General features: G+C 73.3%; 16 protein-coding genes and 1 riboswitch. Of the genes, 8 read left to right on the top strand and 8 right to left on the bottom strand.

The annotated features are described in order from the left end of the window. Positions 1–292: 292 nt before the first annotated feature. The 3 genes from AB0D04_RS38925 to thiO form a co-directional block, all read right to left on the bottom strand. Complete coding sequence (locus tag AB0D04_RS38925) at positions 293–1,153, bottom strand: thiazole synthase (RefSeq protein WP_362712138.1); 861 nt, start codon at positions 1,151–1,153, stop codon at positions 293–295. A 7-nt stretch (positions 1,154–1,160) separates the two neighbouring features. After that, a complete protein-coding gene (gene thiS / locus AB0D04_RS38920; protein WP_362712137.1) occupies positions 1,161–1,391 on the bottom strand; it encodes a sulfur carrier protein ThiS in 231 nt (76 codons plus the stop codon). Continuing rightward, a complete protein-coding gene (gene thiO / locus AB0D04_RS38915) occupies positions 1,388–2,641 on the bottom strand; it encodes a glycine oxidase ThiO (protein WP_362712136.1) in 1,254 nt (417 codons plus the stop codon). The genes thiS and thiO overlap by 4 nt, the downstream gene beginning before the upstream one ends. Continuing rightward, positions 2,639–2,751, bottom strand: a riboswitch (TPP riboswitch). (Overlaps the previous gene by 3 nt.) Before the next feature lie 144 nt (positions 2,752–2,895). Here thiO and AB0D04_RS38910 point away from each other — a divergent pair. From AB0D04_RS38910 to AB0D04_RS38890, 5 genes are all read left to right on the top strand, one after another. Further along, positions 2,896–4,137: an FAD-dependent oxidoreductase gene (locus AB0D04_RS38910; RefSeq protein WP_362712135.1), complete on the top strand. Its 1,242-nt coding sequence runs from the start codon at positions 2,896–2,898 to the stop codon at positions 4,135–4,137. Between the two features lie 103 nt (positions 4,138–4,240). Further along, positions 4,241–4,606: an Rv2175c family DNA-binding protein gene (locus AB0D04_RS38905; RefSeq protein ID WP_362712134.1), complete on the top strand. Its 366-nt coding sequence runs from the start codon at positions 4,241–4,243 to the stop codon at positions 4,604–4,606. Between the two features lie 89 nt (positions 4,607–4,695). Continuing rightward, positions 4,696–5,346, top strand: a complete 651-nt coding sequence (gene thiE, locus AB0D04_RS38900) for a thiamine phosphate synthase (RefSeq protein WP_362712133.1) — start codon at positions 4,696–4,698, stop codon at positions 5,344–5,346. Between the two features lie 120 nt (positions 5,347–5,466). Next, on the top strand, positions 5,467–6,384 hold the full coding sequence (gene metF, locus AB0D04_RS38895) for a methylenetetrahydrofolate reductase [NAD(P)H] (protein WP_362712132.1): 918 nt from the start codon (positions 5,467–5,469) through the stop codon (positions 6,382–6,384). Positions 6,385–6,421: 37 nt separating this feature from the next. Beyond that, the gene (locus tag AB0D04_RS38890; RefSeq protein WP_362712131.1) at positions 6,422–7,606 is read left to right on the top strand and encodes a hypothetical protein; all 1,185 of its coding nucleotides are present in this window, start codon (positions 6,422–6,424) and stop codon (positions 7,604–7,606) included. A 48-nt stretch (positions 7,607–7,654) separates the two neighbouring features. On the opposite strand, the gene AB0D04_RS38885 is transcribed toward AB0D04_RS38890, so the two are convergent. The 5 genes from AB0D04_RS38885 to AB0D04_RS38865 all read right to left on the bottom strand — a co-directional run bounded on the left by AB0D04_RS38885 (position 7,655) and on the right by AB0D04_RS38865 (position 14,030). Next, entirely contained in the window at positions 7,655–9,172 is a 1,518-nt protein-coding gene (locus AB0D04_RS38885; protein ID WP_362712130.1) for an NAD(P)/FAD-dependent oxidoreductase, read from the bottom strand. 92 nt (positions 9,173–9,264) lie between these two features. Next, positions 9,265–9,885, bottom strand: a complete 621-nt coding sequence (locus AB0D04_RS38880) for a DUF4126 domain-containing protein (RefSeq protein WP_362712129.1) — start codon at positions 9,883–9,885, stop codon at positions 9,265–9,267. Positions 9,886–10,265: 380 nt separating this feature from the next. Next, positions 10,266–10,880: a TetR family transcriptional regulator gene (locus tag AB0D04_RS38875; protein ID WP_362712128.1), complete on the bottom strand. Its 615-nt coding sequence runs from the start codon at positions 10,878–10,880 to the stop codon at positions 10,266–10,268. A 110-nt stretch (positions 10,881–10,990) separates the two neighbouring features. Beyond that, positions 10,991–13,198 (bottom strand): YhgE/Pip domain-containing protein, encoded by a 2,208-nt coding sequence (locus AB0D04_RS38870; protein ID WP_362712127.1) that lies wholly within the window; start codon positions 13,196–13,198, stop codon positions 10,991–10,993. Beyond that, a complete protein-coding gene (locus AB0D04_RS38865) occupies positions 13,170–14,030 on the bottom strand; it encodes an ATP-binding cassette domain-containing protein (RefSeq protein WP_362712126.1) in 861 nt (286 codons plus the stop codon). The genes AB0D04_RS38870 and AB0D04_RS38865 overlap by 29 nt, the downstream gene beginning before the upstream one ends. A gap of 252 nt (positions 14,031–14,282) precedes the next feature. Between AB0D04_RS38865 and AB0D04_RS38860 the strand changes: the two genes are divergently transcribed. From AB0D04_RS38860 to AB0D04_RS38850, 3 genes are all read left to right on the top strand, one after another. Further along, positions 14,283–14,816 (top strand): SAV_6107 family HEPN domain-containing protein, encoded by a 534-nt coding sequence (locus tag AB0D04_RS38860; protein ID WP_362712125.1) that lies wholly within the window; start codon positions 14,283–14,285, stop codon positions 14,814–14,816. 156 nt (positions 14,817–14,972) lie between these two features. Next, on the top strand, positions 14,973–15,728 hold the full coding sequence (locus tag AB0D04_RS38855; protein WP_362712124.1) for a methyltransferase: 756 nt from the start codon (positions 14,973–14,975) through the stop codon (positions 15,726–15,728). A 261-nt stretch (positions 15,729–15,989) separates the two neighbouring features. Then, the gene (locus AB0D04_RS38850) at positions 15,990–16,391 is read left to right on the top strand and encodes a DUF3040 domain-containing protein (RefSeq protein ID WP_362712123.1); all 402 of its coding nucleotides are present in this window, start codon (positions 15,990–15,992) and stop codon (positions 16,389–16,391) included. Positions 16,392–16,447: the final 56 nt, after the last annotated feature.

Here is a 16,447-nt window from a genome sequence, read left to right as displayed (position 1 = left end):
CCCCATCACTGCGTCCACCGGCCGCACCCGACCACGCACTTACGCCCCCCACCGGTCTTCACCACCCCCAACGGGGAGGCGCCGGGCCGCAGGACGAAGTCCGGAGGCCCGGTGCCGCAGCCGAACAGCCCCGCGCAGCGGCACCGCCCGCCGCTGGGGGTACCTCCCACGCCCTTTGGGCAGTGGGGGAGCAACGGCGGGAAAGCCAAACGTCGGCCAAGGCAAAGCGCAGCGAACGGGCGCACCGGCGGCGAACCCCACGGCGGCAAAGCCGACAACGTGGGGAGAAACCCTAAAAGGCCGGGCGTTCCGGATCGAGTGCGGCCACGCCCTCCTCCGGTGAGGACGCCAGGGCGAAGTGGCGGCGCGGGATGCGGCCCGCGCCGTACGCCAGGCGGCCCGCCTCGACGGCATGCCGCATGGCCGCGGCCATACGCTCCGGCTCCTGTGCGCGGGTCACCGCGGACGCCAGCATCACCGCCGCGCACCCCAGCTCCATGGCGAGCGCGGCGTCGGAGGCGGTGCCCGCCCCCGCGTCCAGGATGACGGGGACGCCCGCCCGCTCGGTGATCAGCTGGAAGTTGTGCGGATTGCGGATGCCCAGCCCGGACCCGATCGGCGAGCCCAGCGGCATGATCGCGGCGCAGCCCACGTCCTCCAGCTTGCGGGCCAGCACCGGATCGTCGTTCGTATAGGGCAGCACCGTGAAACCGTCGTCCACCAGGGTCTCGGCGGCGTCCAGCAGCTCGATCGGGTCGGGCAGCAGGGTCCGCTCGTCGGCGACGACCTCGAGCTTGACCCAGCTGGTGCCGAGCGCCTCCCGGGCCAGGCGGGCGGTGAGGACCGCCTCGCCCGCGGTGAAGCAGCCCGCAGTATTGGGCAGCACCCGGATCTGGTGCCGTTCCAGTACGGACAGCACCGAGCCCTGCACGCTCGGGTCCAGCCGCCGCATGGCGACGGTCGTCAGTTCCGTACCGGAGGCGAGCAGCGCCCGCTCGAGGACGTCGAGGCTGGGCGCGCCACCGGTGCCCATGATCAGCCGGGAGCCGAAGGTGGTGTCGCCGATGGTGAGGGGGTCGGTTGCGGGGCCCGCGGCGGAGCCGCTGCCGGACGTGGCCGGGGTCGTCCCCTGGAAGAGCGCAGTGTCGGGCATGTCCGGATCAGCCTCCCTGGACCGCGGTGAGCACCTCGACGCGGTCGCCGTCGCCGAGCGGGGTGGTGGGCCACTGGGTGCGCGGCACCACGGTTTCGTTGACCGCGGCGGCCACCCCGGCGGGCGCCGGGGTCAGGGTCGCGACGAGGCGGTCGAGGGTCAGATCGCCGGGAATCCGGCGCGGCTCGCCGTTGACGGACACCGCGACGGTCGGGGTGGGGGCGCTGGGCGCGCTCATACGGGCTGCTCCTCTGGGACGCGGGCGCGCACGGCCCCTGGGGCGGTGAAGCGCGCGGGGGAGAACGGGCGGGCCTCTTCCGGGAGGCTCCCGGTGGCCAGCACTTCGGCCATCGCATCGCCGGTGACCGGCGTCAGCAGGACGCCGTTGCGGAAGTGCCCGGTGGCCAGGTGGAGGCCGGGCAGCTCGGTCGGCCCGAGCAGCGGCGCATTGTCGGGGGAGGTGGGCCGCAGCCCGGCGCAGGTCTCCACGAGCGGCAGCTCGGTCAGGCCCGGGACCAGCTCGTGCGCGTCCCGCAGCAGCTCGTAGACGCCGCCCGCGGTGACGGTGGTGTCCCAGCCCAGCTCCTCGCTGGTGGCGCCCAGGACCAGCTCGCCGTTCTCCCGCGGCACCAGGTAGAGGGGATTGCCCCGTACGACGGCCCGTACGGTGCGCGACAGGAACGCGGGGCTCCCGGCCGGCACCTGCGGCAGCCGCAGCCGCAGCACCTGCCCCTTGACCGGCCGCACCGGCGGCAGCACGGCCTCGGGGACCCCGGCCAGCCGCCCGCTGTGGCTGCCCGCGGCCAGCACGACCTGACCGGCCGAGAGCCGCCCGCCGTCGGCGAGCAGGACGCCGACTGCCCGCCCGCCGTCGACGGTCAGCCGCTCCGCCCGGCTCCGGTGGAAGGCCACCCCGGCGCGCTCACAGGCGATCAGCAGGGCGCTCGCCAGACGGCGCGGATCGACCTGGTGGTCGCCGTCGACCCTCAGGCCGCCGCGTACACCGGGGGCCAGCATCGGCTCCAGGCGGCGGCACTCGCGCCCCGTCAGCCACTGGGAGTCCAGCCCGGAGCGGGTCTGCAGCGCGTGCAGTTCGCGCAGATGGGCGCGGTCGTCGGCGTCCAGCGCCACCGCCAGGGTGCCGCACCGGCGGTAGCCGATCCGGTGCCCGCTGGCCTCCTCCAGCTCGGCGGTGAACTCCGGGTAGCGCCGCGCGGAGGCGAGGTTGAGGCCGAGCAGCGTCTGCTCGCCGTAGTGGAGTTCGGTGACCGCGGCCAGCATGCCGGCCGCGACCTGTGCGGCGCCGCCGCCGGGCGCGGGGTCGACCACGGCGGCCGTCAGCCCGCGGCCGGCCGCCCGCCAGGCGGTGACCAGCCCGATGATGCCGCCACCGATGACCAGGACATCGGGGCGGCCGGTGGACGGCGCGGATCCTGTGGACGGCACCAGTGGTGTGGACGGCACGGATGGTGTGGCAGGTGAATGCATGGGCGTCCAGCCCCTCCCTTCGCCGGCATGACCCGGATCAGGTTCGTACGGTCGGAGGCCGGCCAGCCTCCCTCTCAGCCCGGTGCGTCCGGGCTCCCGCGAGTGCGTGTATCCGTCACCCTAATACGGGCCCGCGACGCGCCGTAAGGGAGCGCCCCGGGGCGGCCCGCCGGCGTGAGAGTCCGTGACGCTGTGTCAGAGATCTCCTTGCGCGCTGCTGCTGGGGGCGTCCCCCACCGTCCTACAGTGATCGGGTGACCGAGCAGAGCACGTCCTCCCAGACCCCTGACCACACACCGCGCGTGGTGATCGCCGGTGCGGGAATCGCGGGGGTGCAGACCGCGGTCGCCCTGCGCGAGGCGGGCTGGCGCGGTGCGATCACTCTGCTCGGCGACGAGCCCCACCGCCCCTACGACCGCCCGCCGCTGTCCAAGGCGCTGCTGCTCGGCAAGGCCGACGGCGCCGCCTTCGACGTCGACTTCGCGGCCCTGGGCATCGACCTGCACCTCAGCCGGCCGGTCACCGCGCTGCGCCCGGACGCCCATGAGGCCGACACCGCCGAGGGCCCGATCCCGTACGACTACGCGGTGATCGCGACCGGCGCCGACCCGGTCCTGCTGCCCGGCAGCGAGGGCCTGCCCGGCGTCCATCTGCTGCGCACCCTGGACGACGCCGAGCGGCTGCGGCCGGTGCTCGCCGCCCGGCACCGGATCGTGGTCGTCGGCGCCGGCTGGATCGGCGCGGAGTTCGCGACCGCGGCGCGCGAGGCGGGCTGCGCGGTCACCGTCGTGGAGGCCGCCGACCGCCCGCTGGCCGGTGCGCTGCCCGCCGAGGTCACCGCGCACATGAGCGCCTGGTACGCGGACGCCGGGGCCGACCTGCGCACCGGCGTGGGCGTCTCCGCCGTGGCAGCCGGCGCGGTCACCCTCGCCGACGGCACCACCCTGCCCGCCGACGCCGTCGTCGTCGGCATCGGCGCCCGCCCCGCGACCGGCTGGCTGGCCGGCTCGGGCATCACCCTGTCGCCCGGGGACGGCTCCGTACTCGCCGACGAGCATCTGCTCACCTCCGCCCCCGATGTGTACGCGGTCGGCGACTGCGCCTCCTTCCCGTCGGCCCGCTACGGCCGCCGCCTGCTGATCCACCACTGGGACAACGCACTCCAGGGCCCCCGTACGGTCGCCGAGAACATCGCGCGCGGGGCGGCGGAGGGCGTGGTGTACGACCCGGTCCCGTACTTCTGGTCCGAGCAGTTCGGCCGGTTCGTCCAGTACGCGGGCCATCACGGGGCCGCCGACGAGACGATCTGGCGCGGCGACCCGGCCGGGGCCTCCTGGACGGTGCTCTGGCTGCGCGAGAACAGGCTGGTCGCCCTGCTGGCGGTCGGGCGCCCCAGGGACCTGGCCCAGGGACGCAAGCTCATCGAGAAGGGCGCCGCTGTCGACCGGGAACGGGCCGCGGACGCCGCGCTGCCGCTGAAAGCGGCGGCACGCTGAGGGGCACGCCGAGCGCCTTGCAAGGTCACCCTCCGGCGCGCCGGACGCCTCTGATGGCGAGGCCCGGCTGCCGACTGTCAGTGCGGGATGGCAGGCTTGTCCTGTGACCGAGATTGACGCAAACATCGATGGACTCGTCCCCGCCTGGCTCACCCTCCCCGACATCGCCGAAGAGATCGGCGTCGAGGTGACACGCGTCCGGCAGCTGGTCAAGGAGGGCCAGCTGATCGCGGTGCGCCGCGGCGAGAACCGGGTGCTCCAGGTACCCGCCGATTTCATCCAGGACGGCAAGGTCGTCAAGGGCCTCGTCGGCACCCTGACCCTGCTGCGCGACGACGGCTTCGCCGACGACGAGATGCTGGAGTGGCTCTTCACGCCCGACGAGACCCTGCCCGGCACCCCGGCGCAGGCACTGCGCGAGAATCGCGGCACGGAGGTGAAGCGCCGCGCGCAGGCGCTCGCCGTCTGACGCCACCGCGCCATCCGTAACCGCAACCTTGGGGCGTACGGGCCGGAGCACCGGCCCGTACGCCCCCGACCTGGGGGGAAAGCCGCCCGATGACCACCGCACGACAGGCCCTCGCCGACGCCCGGCTCTACCTGTGCACGGACGCCCGCAAGCGCCAGGGCGACCTCCCGCAGTTCCTGGACGCGGTGCTCGCCTCGGGCGTGGACATCGTCCAGCTGCGCGACAAGGGCATGGAGGCCGGCGAGGAGCTGCGCCATCTCGAGGTCTTCGCGGACGCCTGCCGGCGGCACGGCAAGCTGCTCGCGGTCAACGACCGCGCGGATGTCGCCCATGCCATCGGCAGCGAGGTCCTGCACCTCGGCCAGGGCGATCTCCCGGTCCCGGCCGCCCGCGCCGTCCTGGGCCAGGACGTCCTCATAGGCCGCTCCACCCACGCCGAGGCCGAGGTGGACGCCGCGCTCACCGAGCCGGGTGTCGACTACTTCTGCACGGGCCCCTGCTGGCCCACGCCCACCAAGCCCGGCCGTCATGCCCCCGGCCTCGACCTCGTCCGCTACACCGCCGGCCAGGCCCCCGAGCGCCCCTGGTTCGCGATCGGCGGGATCGACGCGGCCAACCTCGACGAGGTCCTGGAGGCCGGCGCCCGCCGGGTCGTGGTCGTCCGGGCGATCACCGAGGCCGACGACCCGGGCGCGGCCGCCGCGGCACTGGCGAAGCGGATACGTACCTGGGGCGCCTGAGGGCGCCACGGCGCCGCCGGGAGACGATTTCCGGACGGCCGGTGGCCTGGAAAATGTCCAACCCGTGGACATTCAACGCCGTCGGTTGGTGTGTGCCGGGCCTCTGGTTAACCTGCCCGTATGGCCCTAGGTACAGCTTCCACCAGGACTGATCGCGCACGCACCGTGCGTGAGCTGCTGGCTTCCGGCAAGCAGTCGTATTCGTTCGAGTTCGCCGCCCCGAAGACGGAGAAGGGCGAGCGGACCCTGTGGAACGCCATTCGCCGGATCGAGGCCGTCTCCCCGACCTTTGTCTCCGTGACGTACGGCGCCGGCGGCACCTCCCGTGAGGGCACGGTGCGCGCCACCGAACGCCTCGCCACCGACACCACCCTCACCCCGGTAGCCCATCTGACCGCCGTCAACCACTCCCTCGCGGATCTGCGCAATGTCATCGGCCAGTACGCCGACGCCGGCATCCGCAACATGCTCGCGCTGCGCGGCGACCCGCCCGGTGACCCCATGGGCGAGTGGGTACGCCACCCGCATGGCGTCGACTACGCCGCCGACCTGGTCCGGCTGATCAAGGAGTCCGGCGACTTCTGCGTGGGCGTCGCGGCCTTCCCCGAGATGCACCCGCGCTCGACGGACTGGGACTCCGACGTCGCGCACTTCGTCGACAAGTGCCGCGCCGGCGCCGACTTCGCCATCACCCAGATGTTCTTCTACGCCGAGGACTACTTCCGGCTGCGTGACCGGGTCGCCGCGGCGGGCTGCTCGACGCCGATCATTCCCGAGATCATGCCGGTCACCAACGTCCGGCAAATCGAGCGTTTCGCCCAGCTCAGCAACGCAGCCTTCCCACCTGAGCTGGCCGAACGCATTCTGGCCGTCAAGGATGACCCGGCGGCTGTACGCTCCATTGGCATCGAGTACGCGACGGAATTGTGTGCGCGCTTGATGGCCGAGGAGATTCCCGGGTTGCACTTCATTACCCTGAACCACTCCACGGCGACCCTGGAGATCTACGAGAATCTGGGGCTGCATCAGCAGTCCTGATTTACGGTTGCCGGACAGCGGCGGAAGAGGGGCGTATATGGGCTGGACGATCCTCTACATCGCGTTCGGTCTCGTGGCGGTCTGGCTGCTGGCCGAGGTGCTCCTCCAGTACAAGGCCCGGCTGCGCTGGCGGCTGCTGGCGTTCGTGGGCTTCCTCGGCGTGGTCGTCGGCGTCGTGCTCCCCCAGGTGATCGTGATCGGGGCGGGCCTGATCGCCTTCGCCTTCGGGCAGACGCAGGTGACGCTCTCCTTCCGGCGCGGCTTCTCCACCGGCTGGGCCCTGGGCGGCAAGCCGGGGGAGAGCCGGCGCCGCCGGGCCCGCCCGGGCGCCGCGCCCGCCGCCGAACCGACCCTCCAGGTCTCCGACCTGGAGGCGGTGCCGGTCGCCGAGAACACCGGCCAGGGCGACGAGGAGACCGTCTTCGCGGGCCCCAACGCCTTCCGGGGCGGCCAGGATGCCGCCGCCGGGCAGAACGCCTTCGGCGGCGGGCAGGAGGCGTACGGCGCGCAGAGCGTGTACGGCGCCCCGGACCCGTATGACGCCCCGAATGCGTACGACGCGCAGGGCCTGTACGACGGGCAGACCTCGTACGACGCGCAGCGCCCGTACACCGGCGAAAGCCCGTACGCGGGGCAGGGCTCGCCCGCCGGACAGGAGATGTACGCCGGACAGGGCTCCTACGACACCGCCGCCGTCTACGCCCCCCAGCCGATGCCCGACGAGACCGGTGCGTACGGCATATACAGCCCCGACGCCCGCATCCCGCAGCCCGGCTCCTCCTACGACGCGTACGACGCGTACGACGCCTACGGCACCGCCCCCGGCAACGCCGACAGTGACGGCAACGGCTATGCGTACGACGGCGGTTACGGCCAGAACCCGGCGGGCCAGGACACCTACGCGGATCCCTACACCGGCCCCTACGCGGCGTACGGGGACAGCCTGGGCGGCCAGGGGCAGCAGGCGCCGTACTCCGACCCGTACATCGGCAACCAGCAGTACGCCGCGCCCTACGACCCGTACCAGCAGCCGGACCCCTACGGGCAGGCGCCGTACGCCGACGGGCAGTACGACGGCCAGAACCTGGGCCAGGGCTACAGCCAGACGCCGCCCGGCGGGGTCTGGGTGCCGCAGCAGCGCGACGGTGAACTCCCGCCCGAGCAGCCGCCGTACCCGCCGTACCAGCAGCAGGGGTACGACGAGCAGCAGTACCGCTACTGAGCGGGAGCGGGCGCCGGAGCCGCGCGACGCCCGGCCGGTGCTACGCGCTCATGTGGAGCCGTGCCAGTCGTCGCCGTTCACGATCAGGCCCGCCACGATCGCGCCGGACATCCCGGCGTGCGCCGGCCCGCCGCCCGGGTGCGACCAGCCACCGACCGCGTAGAGCCCCGGTATCCGGGTGCGGTTGCCGGGCCGCAGAAAACGGCCGTCCTGCCCCGCCAGCGCCGGTCCGGGCACCAGCTCCCGGTCCGTGGGGGGGAGTACCTCCCGCCACAGGACCCGCTCGGGCAGCCCCGGTATCGCGGCCTCGGCGATCTCGGTCATCCGGTCCGCGTCCTGCGCCAGGGCCTCCCCGTCCTGCCAGTCGACCGGACCGGGCGGGGCGACCGTCGCGGTCAGGGTCACGGCCTCATGGCCGTCGTCGGGCCGGGTGCTGGGGTCATCGGGGCGCAGCACCGTCACCGTCGGCCGGGCGCACGGCTCCCGCAGCCCGAAACCGTCGCCGAACACCCCCGCCAGCTCCGCCTCCCGGTCCGCGGCATGGACCACCGTCCGGTGCACGGCGTCCTCCGGGCGCGCCCCGCGCAGCGCCAGACAGACCGTCAGCCGCCCGGTGGCACGGTCGCTCGGCCCCAGGTCCGGGCGGACATCGTCCTCGCCCCAGGGCTCCCTGCCGTTGCAGAGCCCGGGCAGCTGCACCGGGTCGATGCCCGCCACCACGAACTCGGCCTCCGCCACCCGCCCGTCGGCCAGCTCGATGCCCGCCGCCCTGCCGTCCTTCTCCACGATCCCCGTCACCTCCGCGCCGAAGGTGAACTCCACCTTGCGCGCCCGGCACCGCTCGTACACCGCCGCCGCCAACGCCCGCATTCCGCCGCGCGGGTACCAGCTTCCGAAGGTCTGCTCCATGTACGGCAGCACCGCCGCGCTCGCGGGGGCGCTGCGCGGGTCGAAGCCGTACGCCAGCGCATGGCTCTCGAGCAGGGCGATCAGCCGCGGGTCGGCCAGCTCCCGGCGGGCGACCTCGGCGAGGGTGGCGGTCGTGGGGCCCTTGCCGCGGCCGAACAGCCCGCGCCTGCGGACCGCCGGATACGGGTCGCGGCCCAGCACCCGCCAGTCCTGCCACAGCGGCTCCTCCAAGAGCGGGCGGCGGGTGGCGTCCCAGGCCTCGCGGGCGCGGTTGACCAGTGCGCTCCAGCGCTCGCCCGCGCCCTCGCCCAGCGCTCCGTCCAGGGCCGCGAGGACACCGGCCCGGGAGGCGTTCGGCAGCGAGACGCCGGTGCCGTCCGCGAAGACATGGCGGCGGGCCGGGTCGACCTGCGCCAGCTCCACACAGCTCTCCAGCGGCTCGCGCCCGGTCTTGAGGAACAGATCGCGGTAGACCGCGGGCAGATGCAGCAGACCGGGCCCCGTGTCGAAGGCGAAGCCGTCCCGTTCGTAGCGCCGCAGCGCGCCGCCGTACGTCGCGCCGCGCTCGTACACCGCCACCCGGTGGCCCGCAACGGCCAGCCGTGCAGCGGCCGCCATCGCGCCCATCCCGGCGCCGATCACCGCAATCCGTGCCATGCCTGCGACTTTATCGGCCGCCACTGACAACGCCGGCGGGGCCGTGTGCGGACCGGGGTCTGCGCCGGGACGGGCCCCTGCCGGCCTGCGCCTCAGCCCGTCGGTGGTACTGCCGCGCCCGCCGCGGCCAGGCGTTTCTCCTCGCGGCGGGCGCGCCGACGGCGCAGAAAGCGGCGGATCCGCGACCACAGGAAGATCACCAGGGCGATGCCGCCGATCAGCAGCGCCGCCGCGATACCCGCCGCGATCCACGGGTGGAAGACGGCGAAGGCGATGAGCCCGGCCACGCCCAGATCCTCGGCCAGGCTCAGCACGATGTTGCTCGCGGGCTCCGGCGAGGTGTTGACCGCGATCCGTGTGCCCGCCTTGACCAGATGGCTCAGCAGGGCGGTGGAGCCGCCCACCGCGCCCGCCGCCAGTTGCGGCAGCGACCCGTCGTGCCCGGCCAGCAGCGCCGCCACGACGGCGCCCGAGATCGGCCGGATCACGGTATGGACCCCGTCCCACACGGAGTCCACGTAGGGAACCTTGTCGGCGACGGCCTCGCACACGAAGAGGACCGCGGCGACGATCAGCACATCGGGGCGCTGCAGCGCGGCGGGCACCTCATCGGTGACGCCGGTCGCGCCGAGCAGGCCGAGGAGCAGGACGACGGCATAGGCGTTGATCCCGCTCGCCCAGCCACTGGTGAAGACCAACGGGAGTACGGACACGCAGGAGATCGTAGGCCAGCGGCGGGCGGTGCGGGGCACCACCGGTGTCATGTGCTCAGGTTTGAGTATCCGTACTCAGTCGCCGAGATGAGTAGGTACGCGGATGGGCCGGCGGCCGCCGGGACGGAAGAGTGGTCACCACGGAAGGGACGCGGCGCCGCACCGCCGACACGGGGCGGCGGAACGGCGCGGCTCCCGGCCGTGACGGGGGAAGTACGGGGGAAGTACGGGGGAGCACGGGGGAGCACGGGGGAAGCGCTGTCCTGGTCGGATCGAGCGGGGGAACGATCCGGGCCAGGGCAGCGCTCTCTTTTGTGCGCGGCCGCAGGCCCGTACGGTGCGCGCCGGATCCGACCGTACGGCGCGCACCACCTCCCCGGTCACTCCGGGCGGCCGGTGACCCTCCCCTGGAGGAGCCGCGACAGCGCCGCGTGGACATCGTCGATCGACCGGTCCGGCTGGTAGGACTGCCAGTCCAGGGCGGCCACCAGGACCATCCCGAACAGCGCCGAGGCGGTCAGGGGGATGTCGATCTCCTCGCTCAGCTCCTCGTGGGCCACCGCTTCCCGCAGCACGCCCTCCACCACCGTGATGGCCCGCTCCCGCACCACCATCAGGGTCGACTGCCAGGCGCGGTTGGTGCGCCACAGCTCGGCGACGTAGAGCTGCGTCAGCGCCGGGTAGGTGGCGATGAACTCCAGCCCGGCCCGGATCATCGCGTCCAGCGCGTCGATCTGGCTGCCGCCCCGGCCGGTCACCTCGTCGGCGGCGTCCTGCAAGGAGCTCGCCAGCAGCTCGATGCCGTGCCGCAGCAGCTCCTCGAAGAGTACGTTCTTGCTCGCGAAGTTGTAGTAGACGGTGCCCTTCGCGACGCCCGCCCGCTCGGCGATCTCGTCCACCGTGGTGGAGGAGAAGCCCTGTTCGGCGATGAGCGTGACCGCGGCCTCGAAGAGCTTGCGCCGGGTGGCGTCGCGGCGTGTAGTGGAGCTGTCCATGGGGGTGATTGTGCCGGTCCTTGCGAGGTGATGGGCGCCGCGGCGGGGGTACCCGCGGACGGAGTCTGGGGGAGGCTCCGGCAGGGCGGTGGTGGGCGTCGGGTGGGCGTTCACAGGCTCAGCTCCGGGTGGAGGTCCTTCATCCGCACCACCTGGCGGCCGCGGGCCGCCAGAGAGGTCAGCGCGAGCGCTCCGACGGTGAAGGCGGCGAGGACGAGACTGCCCTGCCATACGGGCGCGAGGTCGCCCCCGGTGATGAGCCGGCGCAGCCCCTCGACGATGTAACTCATGGGCAGATAGGGGTGGATGGCGCCGAAGAAGCCGGGGCTGGTCTGCACCGGGTAGGTGCCGCCCGCCGAGGTCAGCTGGAGCATCAGCAGCGCCAGCACCAGGATCCGTCCGGCCGGTCCGAACTTCGCGTTCAGCCACTGCACGATCGCCGAGAAACAGGCCGTGACCAGGACGAGGAAGCCGAGCGTGCCGGCCGCCCGCGCCATCTCGAGCCCGAGCGCGAAGTGCAGGACGGACATCAGGGCCGCGATCTGCAGCACCCCGATCCCCACCACCGGCAGCCACCCGGACACCGCCACCCGCCAGGGGGAGGCGCCCATCGCCAGTGCCCTCCGGTTGAGCGGCTGGATCAGCATGTACGCCACCATGGCGCCGACCCACAGGGACAGCGGGATGAAGTAGGGGGCGAAGCCGGTGCCGTAGTTCGGCGCCTTGTGGGCGGAGTCGGAGGCCAGCTGCACCGGGTCGGACATCACCCGGGTGCGTGCGTCGCGGTCCTTCCTGCCGTAGTCGGGGATCTGCCCGGCCCCGTCGTGCAGCCCGCCGGCCAGCTTCTGCGAGCCGTCGGAGAGCTTGAACAGTCCGCCGTCCAGCGTGTGCGCGCCGTCCTTGAGCCTGCCCACCCCGGAGTCGAGGTCGCCCATCCCGGTGGCGGCGCGGCCGGCGCCGTCGTGCAGCTGGTGGGCACCGTCGTCGAGCCGGCCGGCGCCGGCGGCCAACCGGGCATTGCCCGCGGCCAGTTTGCGCGCGCCCGCGGACACCTTGTGGGCGCCGTCGTTGAGGTCGTTGATCTTCTTGACGGCGGCGTCCATGTCCCGGCCCAGGGTGGGGCCGTGCTCGGCCAGCTCGCTCGCCAGGGAGTGCAGCGTGTCCAGGTCCCGGCCGAGCCGGTCGAGGTTCTTCTGGTCCTGGACGTAGCCGCTGACCTTCTCGGCGGCGTCCGCCGCGGTGGCCGCGTCGTCCCTGATCCGCTTCAGCTCGCCGCAGGAGGTGTCGAGGGTGATCCCGCTCTCGCAGCGCAGCCGGTAGTACCTGGCCATGTGGTCGGAGACACCCCGCGAGAGGCGCGCCCCGTCGGCGGCCGCGCCGGGCAGCTTGTCCAGGTGGTCGCGGACCGCCTGCGAGCCGTCGGCGACGAGCTGCGCCGCCGCGCCGATCTCCTTGCCGTGCGCCCGCACGAAGGGCCCCACCTTGCCGGCGATCCCGTTGACCGTGTCGGCCAGCTGCTGGGTGCCGCGGGCCACCTTCCCGGACCCGTCGGCCAGTTGGCGCGATCCGTCGGCCGCCGTACCGGCCCCCTGGGCGAGATCGGAGCTGCCCCGGCTGAGCTGCCCGGCGCCCGTGTTCAGGTCGCCCAGGCCCTTGACCAGCCGGCCGCTGCCGTTCTTCGCGGTGCCCAGCCCGTCGGCCAGTTTGCCGCTGCCGTCCTTGGCCCGCCCGATGCCGTCCTTCAGCCTGTCGGCGCCGTCGGCGGCCTCCTCGGTCTTGCCGTGCAGCGTCGAGAAGGAGACGAAGATCTTGTCGAAGAAGGTGCGCGAGGACTTCACCGAGGCCGCGGAGCGCACCTCGGAGAACACCGTCCGGGAGATCTGCCCGACGATGTAGTTGTTCGCGTCGTTCGTGCGCACCTTCAGGGCGCCGGTCTCCGGGTGGTCACCGGAGCTGGAGGCGATCCGTTTGCTGAAGTCCTCGGGGATCGACAGGGAGAGGTAGTACGTGCCGTCCTCGACGCCCCTGGCGGCCTCCTTGGCGTCCACCGGGCGCCAGTCGAAGGTGTGGCTGTCGCCCAGCCCCTCGACGATCCTGTCGCCCGCCGAGATCCGCTCCCCGTCGACGTCGGCGCCCTTGTCGTCGTTGACCAGCGCCACCGGGATCCTGTCGAGCCGCCCGTACGGGTCCCAGAAGGACCACAGGTACAGCGCGCCGTACAGCAGCGGCAGCAGCAGAAGCGCGGCCAGCGCGGCGCGCGGCAGCTTCCCCCTCCCGAACCGCCTCAGCTCAAGCGCGGCCAGTTTCGGCGAGCGCATCGGCCGCCCCCTCCTTGTCGTCGTCAACCTCGGTCTGCACGGCGTCGGGCTGCGCGGTGTCGTTCTGCACGGTGTCGTTCCGTACCGGCGCGATCGGGACGGCCTTCTCCGGCGCGGCATCGGGGCGGCCGGTATGCACCAGCACCACGCCCTCCCCGCCGTCCTCGGGCGGCTCGCTGCACACCGCCAGTACGGTCGTGCCGGCCGCCGCGAGGCCGCGCAGCATCGCCCAGGCCCGGCGCCGTTCGCCGTCGGACAGCTTCAGGTCGGTGTCGTCCACGGCCAGCAGCCGCGGGCCGCCGATCAGCGCCAGCGCGACGGACAGCCGCAGCGCCTCCAGCCGCTCCAGGTCGCGGACGGACGTACGGATCCCCTTGGGCAGCGACTCCAGGTCCAGCCCGGCCGCCTCGAGCGCGGCGTCCACCAGGGCGCGGGCCTCGGTGCGGCGCTCCTGCCGCGGCCGCAGCAGCGCGCGCGGTGAACCCCCGAACCGGCCCTGCAGCAGGGCGCGTTCGCGCAGATGCTCGCCCACCGTCAGCGCCGGATCGAGCTCGGCGACCCCCGGTACGTGGGCGAGTGCGGTGACGGACCGGACCGCGGCTATCTTCTTGGGCAGCGGCAGTCCGGCGACCTCGGCGGTGCCCTCGGCGGACTTCATCCGTCCGGTGAGCGCGAGCAGCAGGCACGTACGGCCCGAACCCGACGGGCCCTGTACGGCGATCAGCGAGCCGGGTTCCGCCGCGACATCGATGCTCCGGAACGCCCAGCCGCGGGGGCCCTTGAGCCCGAATCCCGTGGCCGTGACCGCCGCCCCGTGCGGGGTGCTGTCCACTGATCCCTTCCCCTCCTTGAACTGACTGGTCAGTTCAAAAAGTATCAGTGCCGCACCCGCCGTCACGCAAGGGGTGGCGATGAATCGGCGCCGACTCGTCCCGCGCCTGTCCCGCACTCGTCCCGCATCCGTCCGCTTTTCGGTGAAAGTGCAGGTCAGCGCCGATTGTCAGTGGTGTACCTCACGATGGGGTCATACGGTCCCGAATCGGCATTCGGTCCCGAACCGGCATGCGACGACAGGAGGTTCGTCATGGCAGCTCGTCCCAGCACGGGCAGCTCCGCTGCGTACGGTCCCCCGAGCGATGTCCACCCCGTCCTGCGGCGGACGGCAGCACCGCCCGCCGCCCTCGACCTGCTCGCCCAGGCCCGCCACGGCCTCGACGAAGCGGAGAGCCTGGAGACGCCCAACGAGGCGTTCGCCACGGCCCATCTGGCCGCGCTGCGCACCGCGGCCGCCGTGCTCGCCGTGCGCGGCCGGCCGGAGACCACCGCGCGCCGCAGGCAACGGATACGCAGCGCCTGGGAGGTCCTCCCCGAGGTCGCGCCCGAACTCACCGAATGGAGCGCCCTGTTCGCCGCCGGCGCCGCCCGCCGGGCCAAGGCCGAGGCCGGCATAGCCGGCGCGGCCGGCCGGCGTGACGCCGACGATCTGCTGCGGGACGTGGCGATGTTCCTGCGCCTGGTGGAGCGGATGCTGCTGCTCCAGCCGGCCCTGCCACCGCAGCGCGCGGGCGAGGGGGCACCGGCGGGCGGGCCGGGCGGAGAGCGGCGCCGGGCGGGCTGAGGCGGGGCGCGGCGGGCCGGGAGTGCCGGGGGGGCGGGGGCGCCGTCCGGGAGCGCCCGGTACTCCGCGTCCCGCGCCGCAGGACGCGACCGGCGCGGGACGCAATAGGGTGGGTGGGCAACTGGATGTTCATGCCCCGCCGAGGAGCCACCCGCCGTGTCTGACCCGCTGCGCCCCCGCGCCTCCCTTCGTACCGCCGTGGTCTGGGAGGTCCTCAAGGACGCCCTGGAGCGCCGGGGCAAGACCGCCGGGCGCGACGCCCTGGACGTCCTGGACACCGGCGGCGGCACCGGCAACTTCGCCGTACCAGTGGCCCACCTCGGCCACCGCGTCACGGTCGTCGACCCCAGCCCCAACGCCCTCTTCGCCCTGGAGCGCCGGGCCGCGGAGGCAGGGGTCGAGGACCGGGTGCGCGCCGTCCAGGGCGACGCCCACGGCCTGTTCGACGTCGTCGAGCGCGGCGGCTACGACGCCGTGCTGTGCCACGGCGTCCTCGAGTACGTCGACGACCCGGCCGAGGGCGTCCGTCACGTCGTCGACGCGCTCCGCCCGGCCGGCACCCTCAGCCTGCTCGCCGCGGGCCTGGGCGGCGCCGTACTGGCCCGCGCCCTGGCGGGGCACTTCACCGAGGCCCGGCACGCCCTCACCGACCCCGCCGGCAGCTGGGGCGAAGGCGACCCGGTGCCCCGCCGGTTCACCGCCGACCAGCTCACCGACCTGGTGGCCGCCACCGGCCTCGAGGTCGGCGCCGTGCACGGTGTACGGGTCTTCGCCGACCTGGTCCCCGGCGTGCTGGTCGACACCGAGCCCGGTGCCATGGACGCCCTCCTGAAGCTGGAGGCGGCCGCCGCCGAACAGCCCGCCTTCCACTCCGTGGCCACTCAGCTGCACGTCCTCGCCGAGCGCGACTGACCGCGCCGAGCTCGCACGATCACCGCGTGCAGTGGGTCACGGACCACCCGATCGGCCCCTTCTCCCCGTATGATCGGGGTACAACGTTCCGGCATGACGGAAGGGCGGGTGGGGAATGCAGGCAGCATCACACCGGTCGCCGTGGCGGCCCGGAGCAGTGAACTGGCGTTGAGGGGCGGGTTTCACGGGGGCGAATCCCTGCCTATCCTGAAAAGGGTCGCACCCCGGTCGCCCCCCGCGACCGACGAGTAGGAGGACTCCGTGCCGCTCTCGGAGCACGAGCAGCGCATGCTCGAGCAAATGGAGCGAGCGCTGTACGCCGAAGATCCCAAGTTTGCGACAGCGCTTGAGGGAAGCGGGCTGCGTACGTACACCCGGCGACGGGTCTACCAAGCGGTCGCGGGCTTCCTGGTGGGTATCGGCCTGCTCATGGCCGGCATGGTCGTGCCGATGGTCTGGGTCGGCGTGGTGGGCTTCCTCGTGATGCTCGGCTGCGCGGTGCTGGCCGTCACCGGATGGCGTAAGGCCCCCAAACCGGGTGAGCGGCAGGCCTCCGGAGGTGCCGCGGGCGGGCAGGCAAACCGTCAGCCCAGGCAGCGCCGCTCGATGATGAACCGCATCGAGGACCGCTGGCAGCGCCGCCGCGACGAACAGGGCCACTGAGCCACCTACCTCTTCTCGCCACGCTTGCGCGGCCGCCCGACACCCTCGGGCGGCCG

Origin of the sequence: Streptomyces sp. NPDC048483 (assembly GCF_040651455.1) — a bacterium.
Taxonomy (GTDB): domain Bacteria; phylum Actinomycetota; class Actinomycetes; order Streptomycetales; family Streptomycetaceae; genus Streptomyces.
This window is presented reverse-complemented; position numbering and strand designations above follow the sequence as displayed.